This is a genomic window from Klugiella xanthotipulae, assembly GCF_006716695.1.
Taxonomy (GTDB): Bacteria; Actinomycetota; Actinomycetes; order Actinomycetales; family Microbacteriaceae; genus Klugiella; species Klugiella xanthotipulae.
Genome location: NZ_VFPN01000003.1, coordinates 148,445 through 166,174, shown reverse-complemented (window position 1 = coordinate 166,174; position 17,730 = coordinate 148,445). Strand labels below are relative to the sequence as shown.

The window sequence follows — 17,730 nt, the reverse complement described above, 5'->3', positions numbered from 1 at the left end:
CACAACAGGGAGACTCCGTGTCGGAACACAACTTTGACGTCGTCGTTTTAGGCGGCGGTAGCGCCGGCTATGCAACCGCCATCCGCGCTATTGAACTTGGCATGACCGCGGTACTGATTGAGAAAGACAAGCTGGGCGGCACGTGCCTGCACCGTGGGTGCGTTCCAACGAAGGCTTTACTGCACTCTGCCGAGGTAGCGGACGTTACACGCGACAGTTCAAGCTATGGCGTAAAGTCAACCTTCGAAGGTGTCGATATTGCTGCTGTCACAGCCTACCGAGAGGGCATCGTGGCAAAGAAGTTCAAGGGCCTCCAGGGGCTCCTGAAGGCACGCGGTATCACGGTTGTTGCGGGTGAGGGCCGATTGGTCTCCCCCACCACCGTACGTGTTGGGCACGACGACTACGTGGGAAAAAACGTTGTTCTTGCGACGGGCTCATACTCACGATCACTTCCGGGTCTGGAAATTGGGGGGCGCGTTATCACGAGCGAGCAGGCCCTTGAGCTTGATTTCATCCCCAAAAAGGTCGCCGTTCTGGGTGGGGGCGTTATTGGCGTTGAGTTTGCGAGCGTGTGGCGCTCATTCGGTTCTGAGGTCACCATCATCGAGGGGCTGCCACATCTAGTACCCAATGAAGAAGAGACCATCAGCAAGCAACTGGAACGAGCGTTCCGTCGTCGCGGCATTAACTACAAGCTTGGGCAACGATTCAAGTCGGTCACCCAGGATGATAGCGGCGTGACGATCTCCCTAGAGAACGGTGAGATTGTTGAGGCAGAGTTGCTTCTCGTTGCGGTGGGACGCGGACCCGTCACGGGTGGAATGGGATTTGAAGAGGTTGGCATCACGCTCGACCGCGGCTTTGTACCCACAAATGATCGCCTTCAGACCAACATTTCCGGGGTCTATGCCGTTGGCGATATTGTGCCAGGGCTGCAGTTAGCCCATCGCGGTTACCAGCAGGGCATCTTTGTTGCCGAGGAAATCGCCGGGCTCAACCCGGCCATCGTTGATGACCTGAATATCCCCAAGATCACTTATTGCGACCCTGAGGTCGCTTCTGTGGGACTTTCCGAGGCCAAGGCTCACGATAAGTTCGGCGTGGAGGCCGTCAGTTCCTACGAATACAGCCTCGCGGGGAACGCTAAGAGCGAGATCATCGGTGCCTCGGGCATGGTTAAGGTCGTTCGAGTGAAAGACGGTCCCGTCGTTGGCGTTCACATGATCGGTGGCCGTGTTGGTGAATTGATCGGTGAAGCTCAGCTCATCGTGAATTGGGAAGCTTACCCCGAAGATGTTGCACCACTAATACATGCACACCCCACACAAAATGAGTCCATCGGCGAGGCCATGCTTTACCTGGCGGGCAAGCCGCTGCACACCCTCTAACCACGATATTCGTATACAAGCAAGTACACTGAGGGCCACAAAGCCTTCGGCAATAAGGAGAAATTCATGAGCGAGTCGGTCGTCCTCCCCGAGCTGGGAGAGAGTGTCACCGAAGGAACCGTTACCCGTTGGCTAAAAAACGTTGGTGACACGGTTGAGGCTGACGAGCCCCTACTCGAGGTCTCAACCGACAAGGTTGACATCGAAATTCCCTCACCGTTTGCCGGTGTGGTGGAAGAAATTCTGGTCCAAGAAGATGAGACGATTGAGGTAGGAGCCGTCATGGCTCGTATTGGTGACGGCAGCTCCGCAACCGCAGTTCCAGCGGCAGAGCCAGTCCTTGCTGCGGTTCCCGAGCCCGCTGTGATTCCCGAGCCCGTCGCAGTGGCCACATCCATGACAGCCCCCGAGCCCGTCGCTGCATCGGTGACGACACACCAACCCGTGACGACCCCCGTTGCAACTGCCACGCAGACGATGGTCCCGTCAATACCTGCGGAACCCGTCACTCCCCCGACGACCTCCGTGGCTGACACCACCGGTCCGGGATACGTGACCCCCATCGTTCGCAAGCTTGCTCACGAACATGGCGTTGATCTGGCCGGTATCTCAGGAACGGGTGTCGGGGGACGGATCCGCAAGGAGGACGTGTTAGCGACCGCTCCAGTGCCTGCGTCCACGATCGCCCCTGCCTCGGCGTCTGTGGTCTCTGAGCTACGGGGCACCACGCAGAAGTTCTCACGACTGCGCAAAGTTATCGCTGAGCGCGCGGTTGCTTCGCTACAGAGCTCTGCACAGCTGACGACAGTGGTGGAGGTAGATGTCACAGAACTCGCCGCCCTCCGTGACCGGATGAAGGGTGAGTTCCTCACCAAGACAGGGAACAAGCTCTCGTTCCTACCATTCTTTACACTGGCTGCAACAGAGGCTTTACGCGTTTATCCGGTCCTCAACGCTACCGTCGAAGGCGACACGATTGTCTACCCTGAACACGAAAATATCAGCATCGCGGTAGATACTGAACGCGGTTTGCTCACTCCTGTGGTTCGCGATGCAGCCGGTAAAAACATCGCCCAGCTGGCCGCAGAGATCGCAGACCTGGCAGCCCGCACGCGTGACAACCAGTTGAAGCCTGACGAACTGGCGGCAGGTACCTTCACCCTCACCAATACCGGTTCACGCGGCGCGCTCTTTGATACCCCGCTAGTTTTCCTTCCCCAGGTGGCTATCTTGGGTACGGGAATTGTCACCAAACGTCCCATGGTGATGACCGCCGGTAACACTGATGCCGTTGCGGTCCGTTCAACCGTCTACCTGGCGCTCTCTTACGATCACCGCATTGTTGACGGTGCTGATGCAGCGCGCTTCCTGGGCCATTTGAAGAGTCGTCTCGAATCCGCACAATTCGAATCCGATCTCGGAATCTAGTACACCTCGCGGATACGCCACCCGGCTTCGCTCTTGATGATCAAGAGCGAAGCCGATGTGGTTTCGGTCTCCCCTAACGGCGGCCAGCTAACCGCCATAAGGGCGACACTCCCCAACTCATCAACTAGACTCACCTCAGGTGAGTGTGCAAGCAATCCAGCCCGCGCCAATTCGCTGAGTCGTTCCAGAGAACCCGGCTGAGCCTCACCAAGGATATCCTTCCAACATCCGAGATCCGCGGACTCAGTGAGACACTCACCCGACTCGCGGAGAAGACGAGTCGCGGCGGCAGTGGGAGATGCGTTGTCTGAGACACGCGCCTCATCAGAATTCGATGGCACCGTAGGCAACAACCTAGACGAACCTTGACGGGCAGCTCCAACAGTAAACGGTGCGATGCCGACCGGCGAAGCTGGTTTACCCTCACGAGAAATCTCAGCGTCAGGAAGCGTCTCCACTCGAGAAAGGACCGGTTCTATCGAGTTCTCTGGAAGAAGAATCCACAGCACACCCGAGAGAATCAATCCCCCACCGATCGCGATTACAATTTTGCGAGTCAGGGACAGGGAGGAGCCAGATGCGCTTCGTTGTGCTCTGTTGGGTAGCTGTCCCTTTCGAACATAAGGATGCGTCGCCAGCGCGTTACGAAGCCCGGGAGGCAGATGCATCATCGCAACGAGGTCGGATCCGATAGCCCGCGCCCCGCCACTCCGAGACCGGAGCTGACGCCGGGGAATGGATACAGGGGTCGGCTCCACACACGCTGAGTCATGGACGATGACATCAGTATGATCGATGCCCTCTAAAAGCTTAGTGGGATGAGTGCGAGCCGGCGCAGGGGTCACCCGATCGGTCACCGCCAATCTCAATGCTTCACAAAGGCCCCGTTCGTCGTGAGTATCTCGCCAGACACGTTCGATTACCGTTCGAAGCTCTTCAGTACGCTGAGATGCTGGAAAAACATCGGTAATAACATCCATAATGAGACCCTTATCAAGGCCGTACCGACAGCAGATCTCCCCCGGAGAACTCTCTCCGTTCGCCTCGTAGAGGTTAGCCCGTTCGCCGCGGACCGGACGCGCCGAGACCGGGAATTGAGAGCGTCGGTGCACCATAGTCGCAGAATAAATAACAAGATTTCCATTCTCATCATGACCCGCCTCCTCAAGACGAAGATGCCCCAGGCACAACCCAGACTCGATGAGGCGACTCGCAGCATCGAGAAGGTCCAACAGTACCCGAGCAGCAACCGCAGAGGTGCACGGGACTGCGCCAGGTCCGACAAAACGGTGAGAGGGGCGATACTCGACAAGACGGGCCGAACACCCCCTCTCCGCATATAGGTCACGCTGAACACGAGGAAAAACTCGATAGCCATCAGCTCGACCCGCCGCGCGACGCAGATCGTCAGGCTGCACGTTCGCCTCGGGAGTGGTCAATTCCAAGACCGCGAACCGCTCCCCGCGGGTATGGCTGGCAGCTTCCGGCACTCGGACAAGCCAGGTCTGCCGACCTGCCCGCGAGGAAAGCGACCGGACGAGTTCACCATCAACGGCTGCCGCCAGATCGCGCACCCATCCGGCTGGGTTTAGAGGACGGGATATTTTGTGCTGTCTCATAGAGGCTAGAATTCCCTGAGATCCAGGCAGAAGGGGAGAGTCCTCTCGCGCAGTGGATAACTATTGAGGATTTGCCCCTGTGAAGGGGATACCCTGGCTCGACTCCAAGCCAATCACCGGTATTCTTGATGACATGGCTAAAACCGCAGACGACACGACAAAACCCAAGAAAGTGAAGAAGCAGGGGCGCCTCTCGCAGATGTGGCAAGTCTTCCAGATGACTCGTCGTTACGATCCAAAAATAACGCTGATCCTGGTGGGATACTTTGTTGTGCCCGTTCTGGTCGGGGTGGGACTCGGCGTCTTCCTTCCTGGTGGCGTGCTAGGTACCATCGTCTGGATCCTCAGCGGGGTAATGGTTGGTATTTTGCTCGTCCTGATTGTCCTGGGACGTCGCGCAGAACGCGCCGCCTACTCACAAATTGAGGGCGAGCCGGGTGCGGTTGGAGCTATCGTCAAAAATGCCCTACGTCGCTCCTGGACAGGCAGTGAGATGCCCATCGCAGTAAATCCGCGCACGAAAGATGCCGTTTACCGGGTGACCGGCCGCGGCGGAGTTGTTCTGATCGGCGAAGGACCAAAATCTCGGGTACAGCGCATGATGGGTGATGAAGAACGTAAAGTGAAGCGGATCCTGCCCGCGGTGACTATCACCCACCTCTTCGTGGGGCCCGACGAAGACTCAATTCCTCTGTATAAAGTCTCGCGCAAGCTCGTCAAAATCAAACCCTCACTGACCAAACAGGAAGTTATCGCTGTCGGTAAGCGTCTCGGCTCTCTTCAGGCCAATCCCGTGGGGCTACCCAAAGGAATCGACCCCACTAAAATGCGTGCTCCACGCCCCCGCTGACAAAGCGAGACACGTTGATAGAGGAGGGAGCAACCCCGCGGAGGCGGGACTGCCTTCGGTTACTTTTCTACGTTGACAGGCCACGGACTTAGGCGACGATCAATACCGTTCCAGGGATTTTGTCATGGAACGCACGTTGATCGGAGTCCCAGACGATTGCAGGAAGGATGAGGCACAGAAGCAGACTCCGCAGGAACGGACGCCACACCCCTATCCAGCCGCCACGTAATGATACAACTCGGAGGCCAGCAATACGATGTCCAACGCTGCCCCCGATTGTAGGGATAAATACTACCTGAGCCACAAAAAAGATTATGAGGATGGCCAACGAGTTGTAGTTGAAGAAAGCAAGCGCAATTACCGACGAGTACCCCCAATCAATGATGAGAGCCAGGACGCGGCGACCCACACGAGCGATCGAGCCGGAACCCGTACGGGGCATCCCCAAGCGCTCTCCCGGCCACTGGCTCGGGGCAAGGTCACCAAAATTCTGAGAGGCATTCACGGAGTTGGGCACCCGTTCAGTCTACGGGACCGTACCATCCGTAACATGCCGGAAACATTTGGATAACCGTAACGAAACGGCATACCCGTAGCGTAAAAGAGCCTCGACAACCGGTTGGGCACTGAGATTCATCTGGAGTTCGTTCACATGTTTAATGATTCTTCCGAAGTACTGAAGTTCATCAAAGATACCGACGTCAAGTTCGTTGATATCCGATTCACCGACCTACCCGGTGTCCAACAGCACTTTAATATCCCCGCTTCGACCGTTGACGAAGACTTTTTCTCCATTGGACAGCTCTTCGATGGGTCTTCAATTCGCGGCTTTGCTACGATCAACGAGTCCGATATGCAGCTCATCCCGGACGTCTCAACCGCGTACATCGACCCTTTCCGCACCCACCGCACACTCATCATCCTCTTTGATATCTACAACCCACGCACAGGCGAGATCTACTCGAAGGACCCGCGCCAGGTAGCCAAGAAAGCCGAACGCTACCTTGCCTCGACCGGCATCGCTGATACGGCGTTCTTCGCGCCCGAGGCCGAGTTCTACATTTTTGACGATGTGCGCTACGAAACCAATCAGCACTCCAGCTTCTACTCGGTTGACTCCAGTGAGGGAGCGTGGAACTCGGGCCGCATAGAAGAGGGCGGTAACCTCGCCAATAAAACCCCTTACAAAGGCGGATACTTCCCCGTGTCCCCGGTTGACCAGCATGCCGATCTGCGCGACGACATCTGCCTCAAGCTGGAGGGAGTGGGTCTTCAGCTGGAACGGTCACACCATGAGGTTGGCACAGCCGGCCAGGGTGAAATCAACTACAGGTTTGACACTATGGTCTCGTCAGCAGACGACATACTCAAGTTCAAGTACATCGTAAAGAACACTGCCAGCCTGTGGGGGAAAACCGCCACCTTCATGCCGAAACCGCTTTTTGGCGACAACGGCTCAGGGATGCACGTGCACCAGTCACTGTGGAACAACGGCGTACCGCTCTTCTACGACGAGTCTGGCTACGGAGGACTCAGCGATACCGCACGCTGGTACATCGGCGGCCTCCTAAAACACGCGGCTGCCGTACTCGCATTTACCAACCCCACCATCAACTCGTACCGACGTCTGGTGAAAGGATTTGAAGCGCCCGTCAACCTCGTCTACTCGGCAGGAAACCGTTCCGCGGCCATCCGCATCCCGATCACGGGAACCAATCCCAAGGCAAAGCGCATCGAATTTCGTGTTCCGGATGCATCAGGTAACCCCTACCTCGGCTTTGCGGCGCAGCTCATGGCAGGAATTGATGGTATAAAGAACCGCATCGAGCCACACGAGCCTGTTGACAAGGACCTTTATGAGCTTCCCCCCGAGGAAGCAAAAGGTATTCCGCAAATTCCCGGTTCGCTCGAGGAATCACTTGCGGCACTCGAAATGGACCACGACTTCCTTCTGGAGGGCGGGGTATTCACTCCCGAGTTGATCTCCACCTGGATCGAATACAAGCGCGAGCACGAGATCAAGCCGCTCGCACAGCGTCCGCACCCATTCGAGTTTGAACTGTACTACGGCGTATAGACGCTAACCTCTCTAGCGCTGCTGGTACCGAGGTGGGCCGGACATCATGTGCCCGGCCCACCCCCATGAGAACGATGCTATGGCTCACCGTAAAAGTCGCGCTCGAATACAGCCCTGGCCCGTCGAGTCGTAGCCAGATACAGCTGTTCCAGATCCGTCGCCGAACCAGCGGGAAGCCCCACGATGCGGGCAATCCCCTCCAACTGCGCCCGATCAACAGGGAGAACGTCACTAGTCTTATTGAGCCACAGCGTCAAGGCTGACCGAATCTGAGTGGCTAGCACCCAGGACTCGCGCAGCAATAGCGCGTCTTCCTCTGTCACCAATGCGTAAGCTGCAGCTACCTCGAGCGCCTCCAGGGTGGACGTGGTCCGCAACCCAGGAATGTCGTGGGCGTGGACGAGTTGGGTGAGCTGCACAAACCACTCCACATCGCTGAGCGAACCACGGCCCAGTTTCAGGTGGCGGAGCGGATCTGCCCCCTGGGGAAGGCGTTCACTCTCAATCCGAGCTTTGATTCGCCGAATCTCTCTGAGCTCCAGATCGCTCACACCGTCGCGATATCTCACTGAATCAGCCAATTCCATGAAATCGTCGCGCAGAGCGGTATCACCGGCAACGGGCCTCGCTCGCAGGAGCGCCTGGGCTTCCCAGGTGAGTGACCACCGTTCGTAGTAGGCCCGGTAGGAGTCAAGGGAACGAACAACGGGACCATTTTTGCCCTCGGGCCGTAACCCCAAGTCGATGTCAAAGGGCAGGGAAGGGTCTTCGGTCAGCCGTTTAAGCTCGGAGACGATGAACTGCGCAACGGCCTGCCCCGTATCCAGCCCACTATGAGTAGGACGGAAAACATACATCAGGTCAAGATCAGACCCAAATCCCATCTCTGTGCCCCCGTAACGTCCCATCGCAATGACGGCAAACTCAATACCGTCACCGTGGGAGACCGCAGCATGCGAACGGATTGCCCCCAGAAGACCGCGCAGGACCGCCGTGTTAATATCCGATAGCGCTTGCGCTGTATCCCGCGCGGTTGCGACCCCCACCAGGGAGGCAATGGCGGAGCGAAGGATCTCACGCCGCCGGATATGTCGAATGGGCACCGCCGCCGCGTCAATCGAGTCATGCCGCGCAAGAATCGCGTCAATTTCCTCATTTAACACCGAGGTAGGCAGACGACGCAGACGGTTATCACCCTCCAGCCAGGCGACCGACTCCGGCATCTTCTCCATCAACTCACCAATAAATCGCGAGCCAGACAACACCGTCGTGAGTCGCCCTGCCGCCGCGGTTGAGTCGCGTAGAAGCCGAAGATACCACGGTGTTGTGCCCAGAGTATCGCTGATCCGCCGGAAAGCGAGCAGGCCGTAGTCGGGATCTGAGCCCTCCGAAAACCAGTGCAAAAGCACCGGCAAAAGCGCACGCTGAATGGTAGCGCGACGGGACACCCCGGAGGTGAGCACCGCAATATGGCGCAAGGCTCCTCGGGGGTCCAAAAAGCCGATCGCGGCAAGCCGGGCGGCAGCCTGGTCGTTCGTAAGGGTTGTGTCGCCAACAGGAATCGAATCCGCCGAAGCCGCAGCTTCCAGGAGCGGTCGGTAAAAAAGTTTCAGGTGAAGGGATCGCACACTGTACTTTGTACTCTCCCACAGCGCAACCAGCCCCTCGGCAGTTGGAGCCAAACCGGATGCGCGCGCAAGCCAGCGCTGATCATCCGCTGCCGTGGGCATCAGCGCGGTGCGGGCGAGGTGCCGGAGTTGAAGACGATGTTCAAGAAGACGCAGGAGGCGATAGGCCGCGCTGAATTGGGCTGCATCATCCCGTCCGATATAACCGCCCTCCGCAAGAGCGTGGATGGCCGGAAGGGTCCCGCGCTGGCGTACAGTGTCGTCTGCTTGACCGTGTACAAGCTGGAGCAGTTGAACCGTAAACTCGACATCCCGCAGACCACCGGGACCTAGCTTGATCTGATAATTAACATCCTCGCTGGGAATATGCTCCGTGACTCGCTCCCGCATTCGCTGCACGGAACCCACAAAATTCTCGCGCGCCCCACTCGCCCATACAAGCGGCGAGAGGGCGGCAAGATAGTCGGCTCCCAACTCGGAGTCTCCGGCGATGGGGCGAGCCTTGAGAAGCGCCTGGAATTCCCAGCCCTTAGCCCACCGGTCGTAGTAGGCGCGATGCGACGCAAGTGTGCGTACGAGGGCACCATCCTTACCCTCAGGTCGAAGATTGGGGTCTACTTCCCACAGGCCTGGTTCCCGCGAATATTCGTAAATACCACGCATCGTCTCCGCGGCTAGACGGGTCGTGATCAGCAGCGCCCGGTCGGTCGTAACAGTTTCAGCCTCGTCCGGCTCCCCCACAAAGATCACATCGACATCACTCACATAGTTGAGTTCCCGTGCACCCGCCTTGCCCATCGCGATAATTGCGAGCCGGGCGGCAGCCACCTGTTCACGGGGAAAAGTCTGTCCCAACGAAGTCGGGTCGGCCAGAGACGCACGCGCCACAGCCAGAGAGGCCTCGAGCGCTGCACCGGCAAGATCGCTCAGCGCCCGAGCCACCTCGTCAAACGCCCGCGCGGGCTCGGAGCTCTCCAGATCGTAGCAGGCGAGCCTAGCCACGTGACGGCGATAGCGGATGCGGAGGGCGACCCAACCAGGGTCACCGGTCAACCCGGCCACGCCACCCTGCGCCTCAACCGAACCGAGCAGCGAGGCGATGTAATCAGAGCCGGGCAAGGGCGAGACATCTGGATCGGTCAACCACTCCAACTCGCGGGGGTTACGGACAAAAAAGTCGCCGAGGGCTTGGGAGGCACCCAGGAGACGCACGAGGCGCTGAGGCACGGCCAATATTACAGCGGCGGCCTCCTCCGGAGCTCGTTCCAACAGGTCACGAACGCAACGCAGTGAACTGTCGGGGTCTGCACTGGCCGAGAAAAATTCCAGCCAATCGGCCCGCGGCCACAGCTGTGCCGCGTCGAGAGCGGCCAGATCATCACGCGAACGGGTCAGTTCAGAAAAACCGGCCCTGGCCAGCTCGGTCAGTGACGATGTGCGCGCCACGCTATAGCCGCCTATCCTGCCCGATACCCCTGATCATCATCTAGAGGATGCCCAAGTTGTGTTTGAGCTCAAACGGTGTCACCTCGGCGCGATAACCACGCCACTCCTCACGTTTATTGAGGATCGAATAGTTGAATACCTGCTCACCCAGCGTCTCGGCAACCAACTCCGAGTTCTCCATCGCAGCAATCGCATGGTCGAGACTCGCCGGCAGCGGGTTAAATCCGAGCGCGCGACGCTCAGAGTCAGTCAGCTGCCATACGTTATCTTCAGCCTCGGGGGGGAGCTCATAACCTTCCTCTATCCCCTTCATGCCGGCCGCCAGAAGAAGCGAGAATGAAAGATAGGGGTTGGAAGCTGAGTCGATACCCCGATACTCAACACGAACGCTCTGGCCCTTATTCGGTTTATACATGGGAACACGTACGAGTGCGGAACGGTTATTGTGTCCCCAGCACACAAAGCTGGGGGCTTCTCCACCACCCCACAGGCGCTTATACGAATTCACAAACTGATTTGTTACGGCGGTAATCTCGGGCGCATGGGTGAGTAACCCCGCCACAAATTGACGGCCCGTTTTTGACAGACGGTACTGGGCGCCTGGCTCATAAAAAGCGTTCTGGTCACCCTCAAAGAGCGAAAGGTGGGTGTGCATGCCCGAACCGGGCTGGTTAGAGAGAGGTTTGGGCATAAACGTGGCGTACACGCCCTGCTCAATCGCCACCTCCTTCACGACGGTGCGAAAAGTCATGATGTTGTCCGCGGTGGTGAGAGCGTCGGCATAGCGCAGATCAATTTCGTTTTGACCGTGGCCAGCCTCGTGGTGGCTGAACTCGACCGAGATACCCAGGTCTTCAAGCATCCGCACGCTATCGCGACGGAAGTCGTGGGCAGTTCCCCCGGGAACGTTATCAAAATATCCCGCCTTATCGACAGGCTTAGGGCCACTGGGGCCATACTCCGACGATTTCAGGAGGTAAAACTCGATCTCGGGATGCGTATAAAACGTAAATCCCTTATCGGCAGCTTTTTCGAGCGTGCGCTTCAACACGTTGCGTGGATCAGCCACAGCGGGCTGCCCGTCGGGCGTAGTGATATCGCAAAACATCCGGGCCGTGGGATCGATGCTGCCCCGCCAGGGCAAAATTTGAAAGGTTGCAGGATCGGGGAAAGCGAGCAGATCAGACTCAAATGATCGAGTCAGCCCCTCAATCGCGGAACCGTCAAAACCCAGACCCTCACTGAATGCGCCCTCTACCTCGGCCGGCGCGATAGCAACCGATTTGAGCGTTCCCACCACATCCGTGAACCAGAGTCGAACAAATTTGATACCGCGCTCTTCAATCGTGCGTAGAACAAAATCTCGTTGCTTATCCACGAACACACCCTTCTCGTCACTCCCCACCAGATTAGCGCCTGGCCGAGATCAATACGACCAGAAATACCCATGCTGACCACGGACCTCCCTCTGTGCCCGCCAGATGCGAAGCAGCCTTACGGAAGTTAGCTATCGGCCGTATCCTCCGCGGCCCACTTCTCGCTGCGCGCCCGCAGAATATCAAGCGCCCGAGCTGCCTCCTCCTCAGTGCTGAATGGACCGATTCGATCCATGGCAAGCGACTGTGGCCCCTGCTCAACCTGACCCGTCCGCACGTTGTACCAAAACTGATGATCCGGGTTTTCAGACATTGCATCCTCCAATTTGGCCTAGCCGCAATCCGGTCATCGGGCGAGCACAGAAGAGGCAGAGCCCCTTTAGGATAGAACCTATGCCCAAGGACACCAACGGTCACCTCATCCCCGGCGCAATCAGCCCCGAGCGGAAAGTACCACACTCGATCAGGCGGCCCCCGTACATAGGGCGACCCAAACCCCCGGAATATAAGGGTGATAACACCTACAATTCCGAGCAGATCGAGAAAATCCGTGCCGCTGGCACAATCGCCGCACAGGCGATTCGTAGAGTAGGCGAAGCAATCGTCCCGGGGGTCACAACCGAAGAACTGGATGCGATCGGTCACGAATTCCTGGTCTCAAAAGGAGCCTACCCCTCTACACTCGGGTACCGCGGCTATCCTAAGTCGCTGTGCAGCTCGGTCAATGAGGTGATCTGCCACGGCATCCCGGATGACACCGTGCTTGAAAATGGCGATATTGTCAATATCGACATCACCGCTTACCGTGACGGATTCCACGGTGACACAAACCACACCTTCCGCGTCGGCAGCGTTACGACGGAGATCGATCAGCTTATCGACCGCACGGCTGAGGCATTGCGTAGGGGAATCAAGGCCGTCGCCCCCGGCCGCCAGGTGAATGTTATCGGCCGAGCCATTGAGTCGTACGCCAAGCGTTTTGGATACGGTGTGGTACGCGACTTCACCGGCCACGGCGTGGGCGAAGCATTCCACAGCGGCTTAATCATCCCCCACTATGACTCAGCACCGCAGTTTAGCGATGTCATTGTACCCGGCATGGTTTTTACGATTGAGCCCATGCTCACCCTTGGCACGCACGAGTGGGACATGTGGGCCGACGATTGGACCGTCACGACACGCGACAAGAGCATTACCGCCCAGTTTGAGCACACCCTGGTCGTGACCGAGACCGGAGCCGAAATCCTCACCCTTCCGTAGTCATCAATTAATTCAATCAATAAGGCATCGCACATGATAAAGACACAGTACGCGGTAGGCGTAGACATCGGCGGCACCGGAATCAAGGGTGCCGTCGTTGATCTTGCCACGGGAGAACTCGTCAGTGACCGAGTCAAAATCCCGACCCCCGAGGGAGGTGAGCCCGAGGCAATCGCACAGACGGTAGTAGATATCGTTACGCAGCTTCCCAATATCGATGAAACGACTCCCGTGGGCGTGTGCTTTCCCGCCATCGTAAAGAAGGGTATCACCCGCTCCGCCGCAAACGTCTCCACACGATGGATCGGGCTTGCAGCCGAGAAACTATTCGAGGCAGCCCTGGGGCGCCCCATCCACTTCACTAATGACGCAGATGCTGCCGGATATGCAGAGGTCCGGTTTGGCGCTGCCAACAACCACCAGGGCTCAGTGCTTGTCACTACCCTGGGCACGGGAATTGGTACCGCGCTCATCTACAAGGGGGTGCTGGTTCCTAACCTGGAGCTAGGGCATATGAAGTACCGCGGCGACTCATTTGAAAAGTATGCGGCCAACTCGATTCGTGAGCGCGAAGAACTGTCCTACTCAGACTGGGCAGCGCGCCTGCAGATCTTCTATAACGAGTTAGAATTTCTCTTCTCCCCTGACCTCTTTATCGTGGGCGGCGGCGTCTCGAAAAGCCACGAGAAGTTCTTGCCGCTGTTGAACCTTAACACTCCGATTGTGCCGGCTACGCTGCGCAATAACGCCGGAATTCTGGGAGCGGCCGTCCTCGCAGTATCATAGCGCGACCGGATGGGGTGAATGGGCCGACTATTACGCCGGGTTCTGTCCACGCGTATGCGATGGACGGCCATCTATCTGGGGGCCACGTTACCGCAACCCTCTAGCGGTCTACCCGAAAACTCAGCGGGCCGCCTCAACGTTTTCTGTCTGACCTTGCTCCGGACGAGGTTTACCTAGCCGACCGTGTTACCACGACCGCTGGTGGTCTCTTACACCACCGTTTCAGCCTTACCCCCGGCCGAAGCCAGGGGCGGTTTGCTCTCTGTTGCACTTTCTCGCGGGTTACCCCGGGTGGGTGTTACCCACCGTCCTGCCCTGTGGAGCCCGGACGTTCCTCGACACCTGTAGATGCCGCGACCGTCTTGTCGACCCATTCACATCCCTCATCTTACTGCCCCGAACGACGGAACCGATGACAGTTGGGTTAGAGACCAGATTCGTCGGTACGTACCAGAATGCATCCACTATCTTTGCAGAAGAGAATCTCGTCAGGCCTCGCCTGGCGAATACCTGATAGGTCGGCCTCGGTCAGCGCCATGTTACTACCCTCTGACACGCCGTTGCGCAGCATCGCCGCGCCCAAGCCATAGCGCTGACGGGTCTCCTCGTATAGCGCTAGCAGATCGGAATCAATGTCGCGAACGACCTCATCGCGTTCAACCTGTGCGGCTGCCCGTTGCTCAGCGATCACTGCCATCTCGGCAGCAATCTTGTGCTCCAGTTCGGCACGTTGCGCGGCGAGATCATTGTAGAGGTTCTCAGCAGCACGGAACGCGGCATCCTCAACTTCCAAGCGCTCCATCACGACAAGCGTGACCTCCTCCAACTCCGCTGCGCGGCGCATGAGGGTAGCCAACTCAGACTCCAGGGTGACGGCCTCCTTGGCAGAGGTACTCGTAGAGAGACGCGCACTGTCGCGATCCGCCCGGGCTCGCACAGTAGCTACGTCATCCTCCAACCGGGTAATCTCTGCTTGACTCAGTTCAACAACTGATCGGGTGCGGTGCAGGGCCTCGCGTGCAGCGGCGTAGCCATCTGCCAGCGCCGCCAACTGCTGCCGCTCGGGCAAGGTACGACCTTTGTGCGCCGCACGACCCATCCGGGTGTCAATCGCCTGCACATCGAGCAGCCGTCGCTGTTGCTCCGGGGAAGCTTTCACGTGATTGTCCTACCTTCGTTTGACGTCGTTACCGGGTCCTAAGCCTACTGAACAATAGTAAAGTCCCAGACATCCGTCCGGGTGTCACTCACGACAAACTCGATGTGGGGGAGGCGGGCTCTTAGAGTCTCCGCCGCGACATCTAACCAGAGCCATTCGCTAGCCCAGTGCGACACGTCGATGAGAGCGGGACCGCCCCCACAAAGAGCCTGTTCGCGCGACTCTGAGGCAGGGTGGTGTCGCAGGTCAGACGTGAGATAGACATCGGCCGCACGTACGACCGGACTCGAAAGCAGACTATCACCAGCCCCACCACACAGAGCCACCGTGGAAACAGCCCGGTGATAGTCACCAGACACTCGGATGCCACTCGCCGTCGCTGGCATAATTCTCGCCACTCGTCGGGCAAAATCACCCAGAGTCTGAATCTCCGGCAGTCGGCCGATGCGACCGATTCCCCCGCAAGGATCAGCTCCCGGATCAATTGGCACACTATCAACCAGACCAAGAAGATCAGCGATGCGCGCCGACACGCCATCTGCCGGACGATCCGCGTTGGTATGGGCGGCAATCAGTGCACACCCCCCGCGGATAAGGTCAGCGAGCAGCGCCCCCTTGTACTCGTTCTCTCCCACGCTCGTGACACCACGCAGAAGAAGCGGGTGGTGGACCAATAGAAGGTCAGCATCCCTCCCTATCGCCTCATCTACCGTGGCTCGGACCGCGTCAACGGCAAGGAGTACGCGGCGCACGTGATGCGCAGGGTTACCCGATACGAGGCCTACACGATCCCAGTCTTCCGCTGCCGCCTCGGGCCAAAGCGAGTCGATGAGACGATGCACGTCGCCCAGGGTGCTATCGACTTCGACAGCGGAGTTAGTGAACGAGTTTTCAGTCATACCGTTGAGGATATCGTCATCGAATGCGCAGGACAGCCTCGCCCGGGGACACGGCCCCGTCTCATCACGCGCCGTTTATCGGCGCATAATTTTACGCGCCAGCCAGTTGCCAAAGAACTGTACGACCTGAACCAGCACAATAATGATCAGCACGGCGGCCCAGGTGACAAGCGGGTTGAACTGGCGATAGCCATAAAGCAGGGCAAACGTGCCGAGACCACCACCACCAACGTATCCCGCCACCGCCGACATGTCCACGAGCGCCACAAAGATGAAGGTATATCCAAGGACAAGCGGGCCCAGCGCCTCCGGAAGCACGATCTGGAAAAGGATTCGCAGTGGACTCGCTCCCACGGAGCGGGCCGCCTCGATAACTCCGGGCTGCACCGTCAGAAGATTTTGCTCAACGATTCGCGCAATAGCAAACGATGCCGCGAGCGATAGTGTAAAGATAATCGCCGGATTACCAATTCCAGTACCCACAACGAGCCGCGCCAGAGGCTGAGCTGCCGCGAGAAAGATAATGAAGGGGATGGGTCGGAAAACGTTCACAATCACGTTGAGAGTGGTGAAAACGGATCGATTGCCCATGATGCCACCTGGACGCGAGGAATAAAGACCCAGACCAATAGCCAGGCCGCCAATACCACCGAAGAGCAGTGTCAGGGCAACAATAACAAGGGTCTCCCCCGCGGCCTGCCACATCTGGGGTTGGAGGTCAATCAAGACGTCCATTAGGCAACCTCCTCCACGTTGGCGAAGCGGGAGACCGCATCAATAGCCGCCCGTACATTGTCGCTGGTTCCGCGGAGGGCGAAGGTGAGAGTACCGAAGGTTTTGCCCTGAATATTGTCAATTCCCCCGTGAATCAACTCAAACTCCACCTCTCGCTGAATAAGGTGACGAATCACTTCAGACTGGCTCGCGTCGGTATCGTTCACGGCCACACTGATAATGGTGCCGGGATGCCGCTCCACAAGCGCAGCCAACTCTTTATCCCGCGGTGCACTGTTGACAACGGTATTCACGAAGCGCTTGCTCGCGGCAGTCTGGGGGTGGGAAAACACTTCAAAGACGGGACCGCTCTCAATAATGCGCCCAGCTTCCATCACGGCGACATGGTTGGCAATACGCTTGATAACCTCCATCTCGTGCGTGATCACAATAATCGTTACGCCGTACTCGCGATTAACTCGCTGTAGCAACGTCAGAACCTCATCGGTGGTCTCAGGATCGAGCGCACTTGTCGCCTCGTCGGCAAGCAGGATACCGGGGCTCGTCGCCAGGGCCCGGGCTATCCCCACTCGCTGCTTCTGCCCGCCGGACAGCTCATCCGGATAACTGTGCGCTTTGTCCGCCAAACCCACAAAATGCAGCAGTTCGGAGATGCGAGCCGTTTGCTTCTCCCGGCTCACACCGGCCACCGTGAGCGGGTAGGCAATGTTCCCCCATACCGTTTTGGCCGAAAACAGGTTGAACTGTTGGAAGATCATCCCAATGCCAAGGCGCACACGGCGCAACTCAGACTCACGCAACCCCACCAGTTCAGTACCATCGACCACGATGGAGCCTCCGCTGGCCGTCTCAAGCGCGTTAACCAGCCGGACCAGAGTGCTTTTTCCTGCCCCCGAATATCCGATGATGCCAAATATGTCGCCCTTGTTAACGGTCAAATCAATACCGTCGAGGGCCACGACTTCGGATTGCCCACGCTGCCGTGGCGGGTAGACCTTATTCACTCCTGTCATGGAGATGATACTCATTCGTGTCCTTCGTGTTACAGCAGAATGCCGGGTACCGACAGCCTATTC

Annotated in this window: 14 protein-coding genes and 1 other RNA gene; 6 read left to right on the top strand and 9 right to left on the bottom strand. The window is 58.0% G+C overall.

Annotation, left to right across the window (positions count from 1 at the left end):
- Positions 1-17 precede the first annotated feature (17 nt).
- The 3 genes from lpdA to FB466_RS10190 all read left to right on the top strand — a co-directional run bounded on the left by lpdA (position 18) and on the right by FB466_RS10190 (position 5,288).
- Complete coding sequence (lpdA, locus tag FB466_RS10200) at positions 18-1,391, top strand: dihydrolipoyl dehydrogenase (protein ID WP_141918295.1); 1,374 nt, start codon at positions 18-20, stop codon at positions 1,389-1,391.
- Between the two features lie 66 nt (positions 1,392-1,457).
- Positions 1,458-2,819: a 2-oxoglutarate dehydrogenase, E2 component, dihydrolipoamide succinyltransferase gene (gene sucB / locus FB466_RS10195; protein WP_141918293.1), complete on the top strand. Its 1,362-nt coding sequence runs from the start codon at positions 1,458-1,460 to the stop codon at positions 2,817-2,819.
- A 1,752-nt stretch (positions 2,820-4,571) separates the two neighbouring features.
- Positions 4,572-5,288, top strand: a complete 717-nt coding sequence (locus tag FB466_RS10190) for a DUF4191 domain-containing protein (RefSeq protein WP_141918291.1) — start codon at positions 4,572-4,574, stop codon at positions 5,286-5,288.
- Positions 5,289-5,376: 88 nt separating this feature from the next.
- Here FB466_RS10190 and FB466_RS10185 read toward each other — a convergent pair whose 3' ends face one another.
- Entirely contained in the window at positions 5,377-5,805 is a 429-nt protein-coding gene (locus tag FB466_RS10185; RefSeq protein ID WP_425460907.1) for an RDD family protein, read from the bottom strand.
- Between the two features lie 135 nt (positions 5,806-5,940).
- Here FB466_RS10185 and glnA point away from each other — a divergent pair, with 135 nt between their 5' ends.
- Positions 5,941-7,365 (top strand): type I glutamate--ammonia ligase, encoded by a 1,425-nt coding sequence (glnA, locus tag FB466_RS10180; protein WP_141918290.1) that lies wholly within the window; start codon positions 5,941-5,943, stop codon positions 7,363-7,365.
- A gap of 77 nt (positions 7,366-7,442) precedes the next feature.
- On the opposite strand, the gene FB466_RS10175 is transcribed toward glnA, so the two are convergent.
- From FB466_RS10175 to FB466_RS10165, 3 genes are all read right to left on the bottom strand, one after another.
- The gene (locus FB466_RS10175; protein WP_141918288.1) at positions 7,443-10,439 is read right to left on the bottom strand and encodes a bifunctional [glutamine synthetase] adenylyltransferase/[glutamine synthetase]-adenylyl-L-tyrosine phosphorylase; all 2,997 of its coding nucleotides are present in this window, start codon (positions 10,437-10,439) and stop codon (positions 7,443-7,445) included.
- 40 nt (positions 10,440-10,479) lie between these two features.
- Complete coding sequence (locus FB466_RS10170; protein WP_141918286.1) at positions 10,480-11,817, bottom strand: glutamine synthetase family protein; 1,338 nt, start codon at positions 11,815-11,817, stop codon at positions 10,480-10,482.
- Between the two features lie 125 nt (positions 11,818-11,942).
- Positions 11,943-12,128: an SPOR domain-containing protein gene (locus FB466_RS10165; RefSeq protein ID WP_141918285.1), complete on the bottom strand. Its 186-nt coding sequence runs from the start codon at positions 12,126-12,128 to the stop codon at positions 11,943-11,945.
- Positions 12,129-12,208: 80 nt separating this feature from the next.
- Between FB466_RS10165 and map the strand changes: the two genes are divergently transcribed.
- Both map and ppgK read left to right on the top strand, forming a co-directional pair.
- Positions 12,209-13,075 carry a type I methionyl aminopeptidase gene (gene map, locus FB466_RS10160; protein WP_141918283.1) on the top strand — a complete coding sequence of 289 codons (867 nt, stop codon included), beginning with the start codon at positions 12,209-12,211 and terminating at the stop codon, positions 13,073-13,075.
- 33 nt (positions 13,076-13,108) lie between these two features.
- Complete coding sequence (gene ppgK, locus FB466_RS10155) at positions 13,109-13,861, top strand: polyphosphate--glucose phosphotransferase (protein WP_141918282.1); 753 nt, start codon at positions 13,109-13,111, stop codon at positions 13,859-13,861.
- A gap of 15 nt (positions 13,862-13,876) precedes the next feature.
- Here ppgK and rnpB read toward each other — a convergent pair.
- From rnpB to FB466_RS10130, 5 genes are all read right to left on the bottom strand, one after another.
- Positions 13,877-14,234, bottom strand: an RNA gene (gene rnpB, locus FB466_RS10150) — RNase P RNA component class A.
- Positions 14,235-14,285: 51 nt separating this feature from the next.
- Positions 14,286-15,020, bottom strand: coding sequence for a zinc ribbon domain-containing protein (locus tag FB466_RS10145; protein WP_141918280.1), 735 nt, complete (start codon positions 15,018-15,020; stop codon positions 14,286-14,288).
- Positions 15,021-15,064: 44 nt separating this feature from the next.
- The gene (locus tag FB466_RS10140) at positions 15,065-15,919 is read right to left on the bottom strand and encodes a Nif3-like dinuclear metal center hexameric protein (RefSeq protein ID WP_141918278.1); all 855 of its coding nucleotides are present in this window, start codon (positions 15,917-15,919) and stop codon (positions 15,065-15,067) included.
- Between the two features lie 75 nt (positions 15,920-15,994).
- Positions 15,995-16,654, bottom strand: a complete 660-nt coding sequence (locus FB466_RS10135) for a methionine ABC transporter permease (RefSeq protein WP_141918277.1) — start codon at positions 16,652-16,654, stop codon at positions 15,995-15,997.
- Complete coding sequence (locus FB466_RS10130) at positions 16,654-17,682, bottom strand: methionine ABC transporter ATP-binding protein (protein ID WP_141918275.1); 1,029 nt, start codon at positions 17,680-17,682, stop codon at positions 16,654-16,656. Before FB466_RS10130 ends, FB466_RS10135 begins: the two co-directional genes overlap by 1 nt.
- Positions 17,683-17,730 lie beyond the last annotated feature (48 nt).

Coding starts and splice junctions, on each gene's coding strand:
- sucB (WP_141918293.1), top strand. CDS start 1,458: ATGAGCGAGTCGGTCGTCCTCCCCGAGCTGGGAGAGAGTGTCACCGAA.
- FB466_RS10140 (WP_141918278.1), bottom strand. CDS start 15,919: ATGACTGAAAACTCGTTCACTAACTCCGCTGTCGAAGTCGATAGCACC.
- FB466_RS10130 (WP_141918275.1), bottom strand. CDS start 17,682: ATGAGTATCATCTCCATGACAGGAGTGAATAAGGTCTACCCGCCACGG.
- glnA (WP_141918290.1), top strand. CDS start 5,941: ATGTTTAATGATTCTTCCGAAGTACTGAAGTTCATCAAAGATACCGAC.
- FB466_RS10135 (WP_141918277.1), bottom strand. CDS start 16,654: ATGGACGTCTTGATTGACCTCCAACCCCAGATGTGGCAGGCCGCGGGG.
- map (WP_141918283.1), top strand. CDS start 12,209: ATGCCCAAGGACACCAACGGTCACCTCATCCCCGGCGCAATCAGCCCC.
- FB466_RS10165 (WP_141918285.1), bottom strand. CDS start 12,128: ATGTCTGAAAACCCGGATCATCAGTTTTGGTACAACGTGCGGACGGGT.
- FB466_RS10190 (WP_141918291.1), top strand. CDS start 4,572: ATGGCTAAAACCGCAGACGACACGACAAAACCCAAGAAAGTGAAGAAG.
- ppgK (WP_141918282.1), top strand. CDS start 13,109: ATGATAAAGACACAGTACGCGGTAGGCGTAGACATCGGCGGCACCGGA.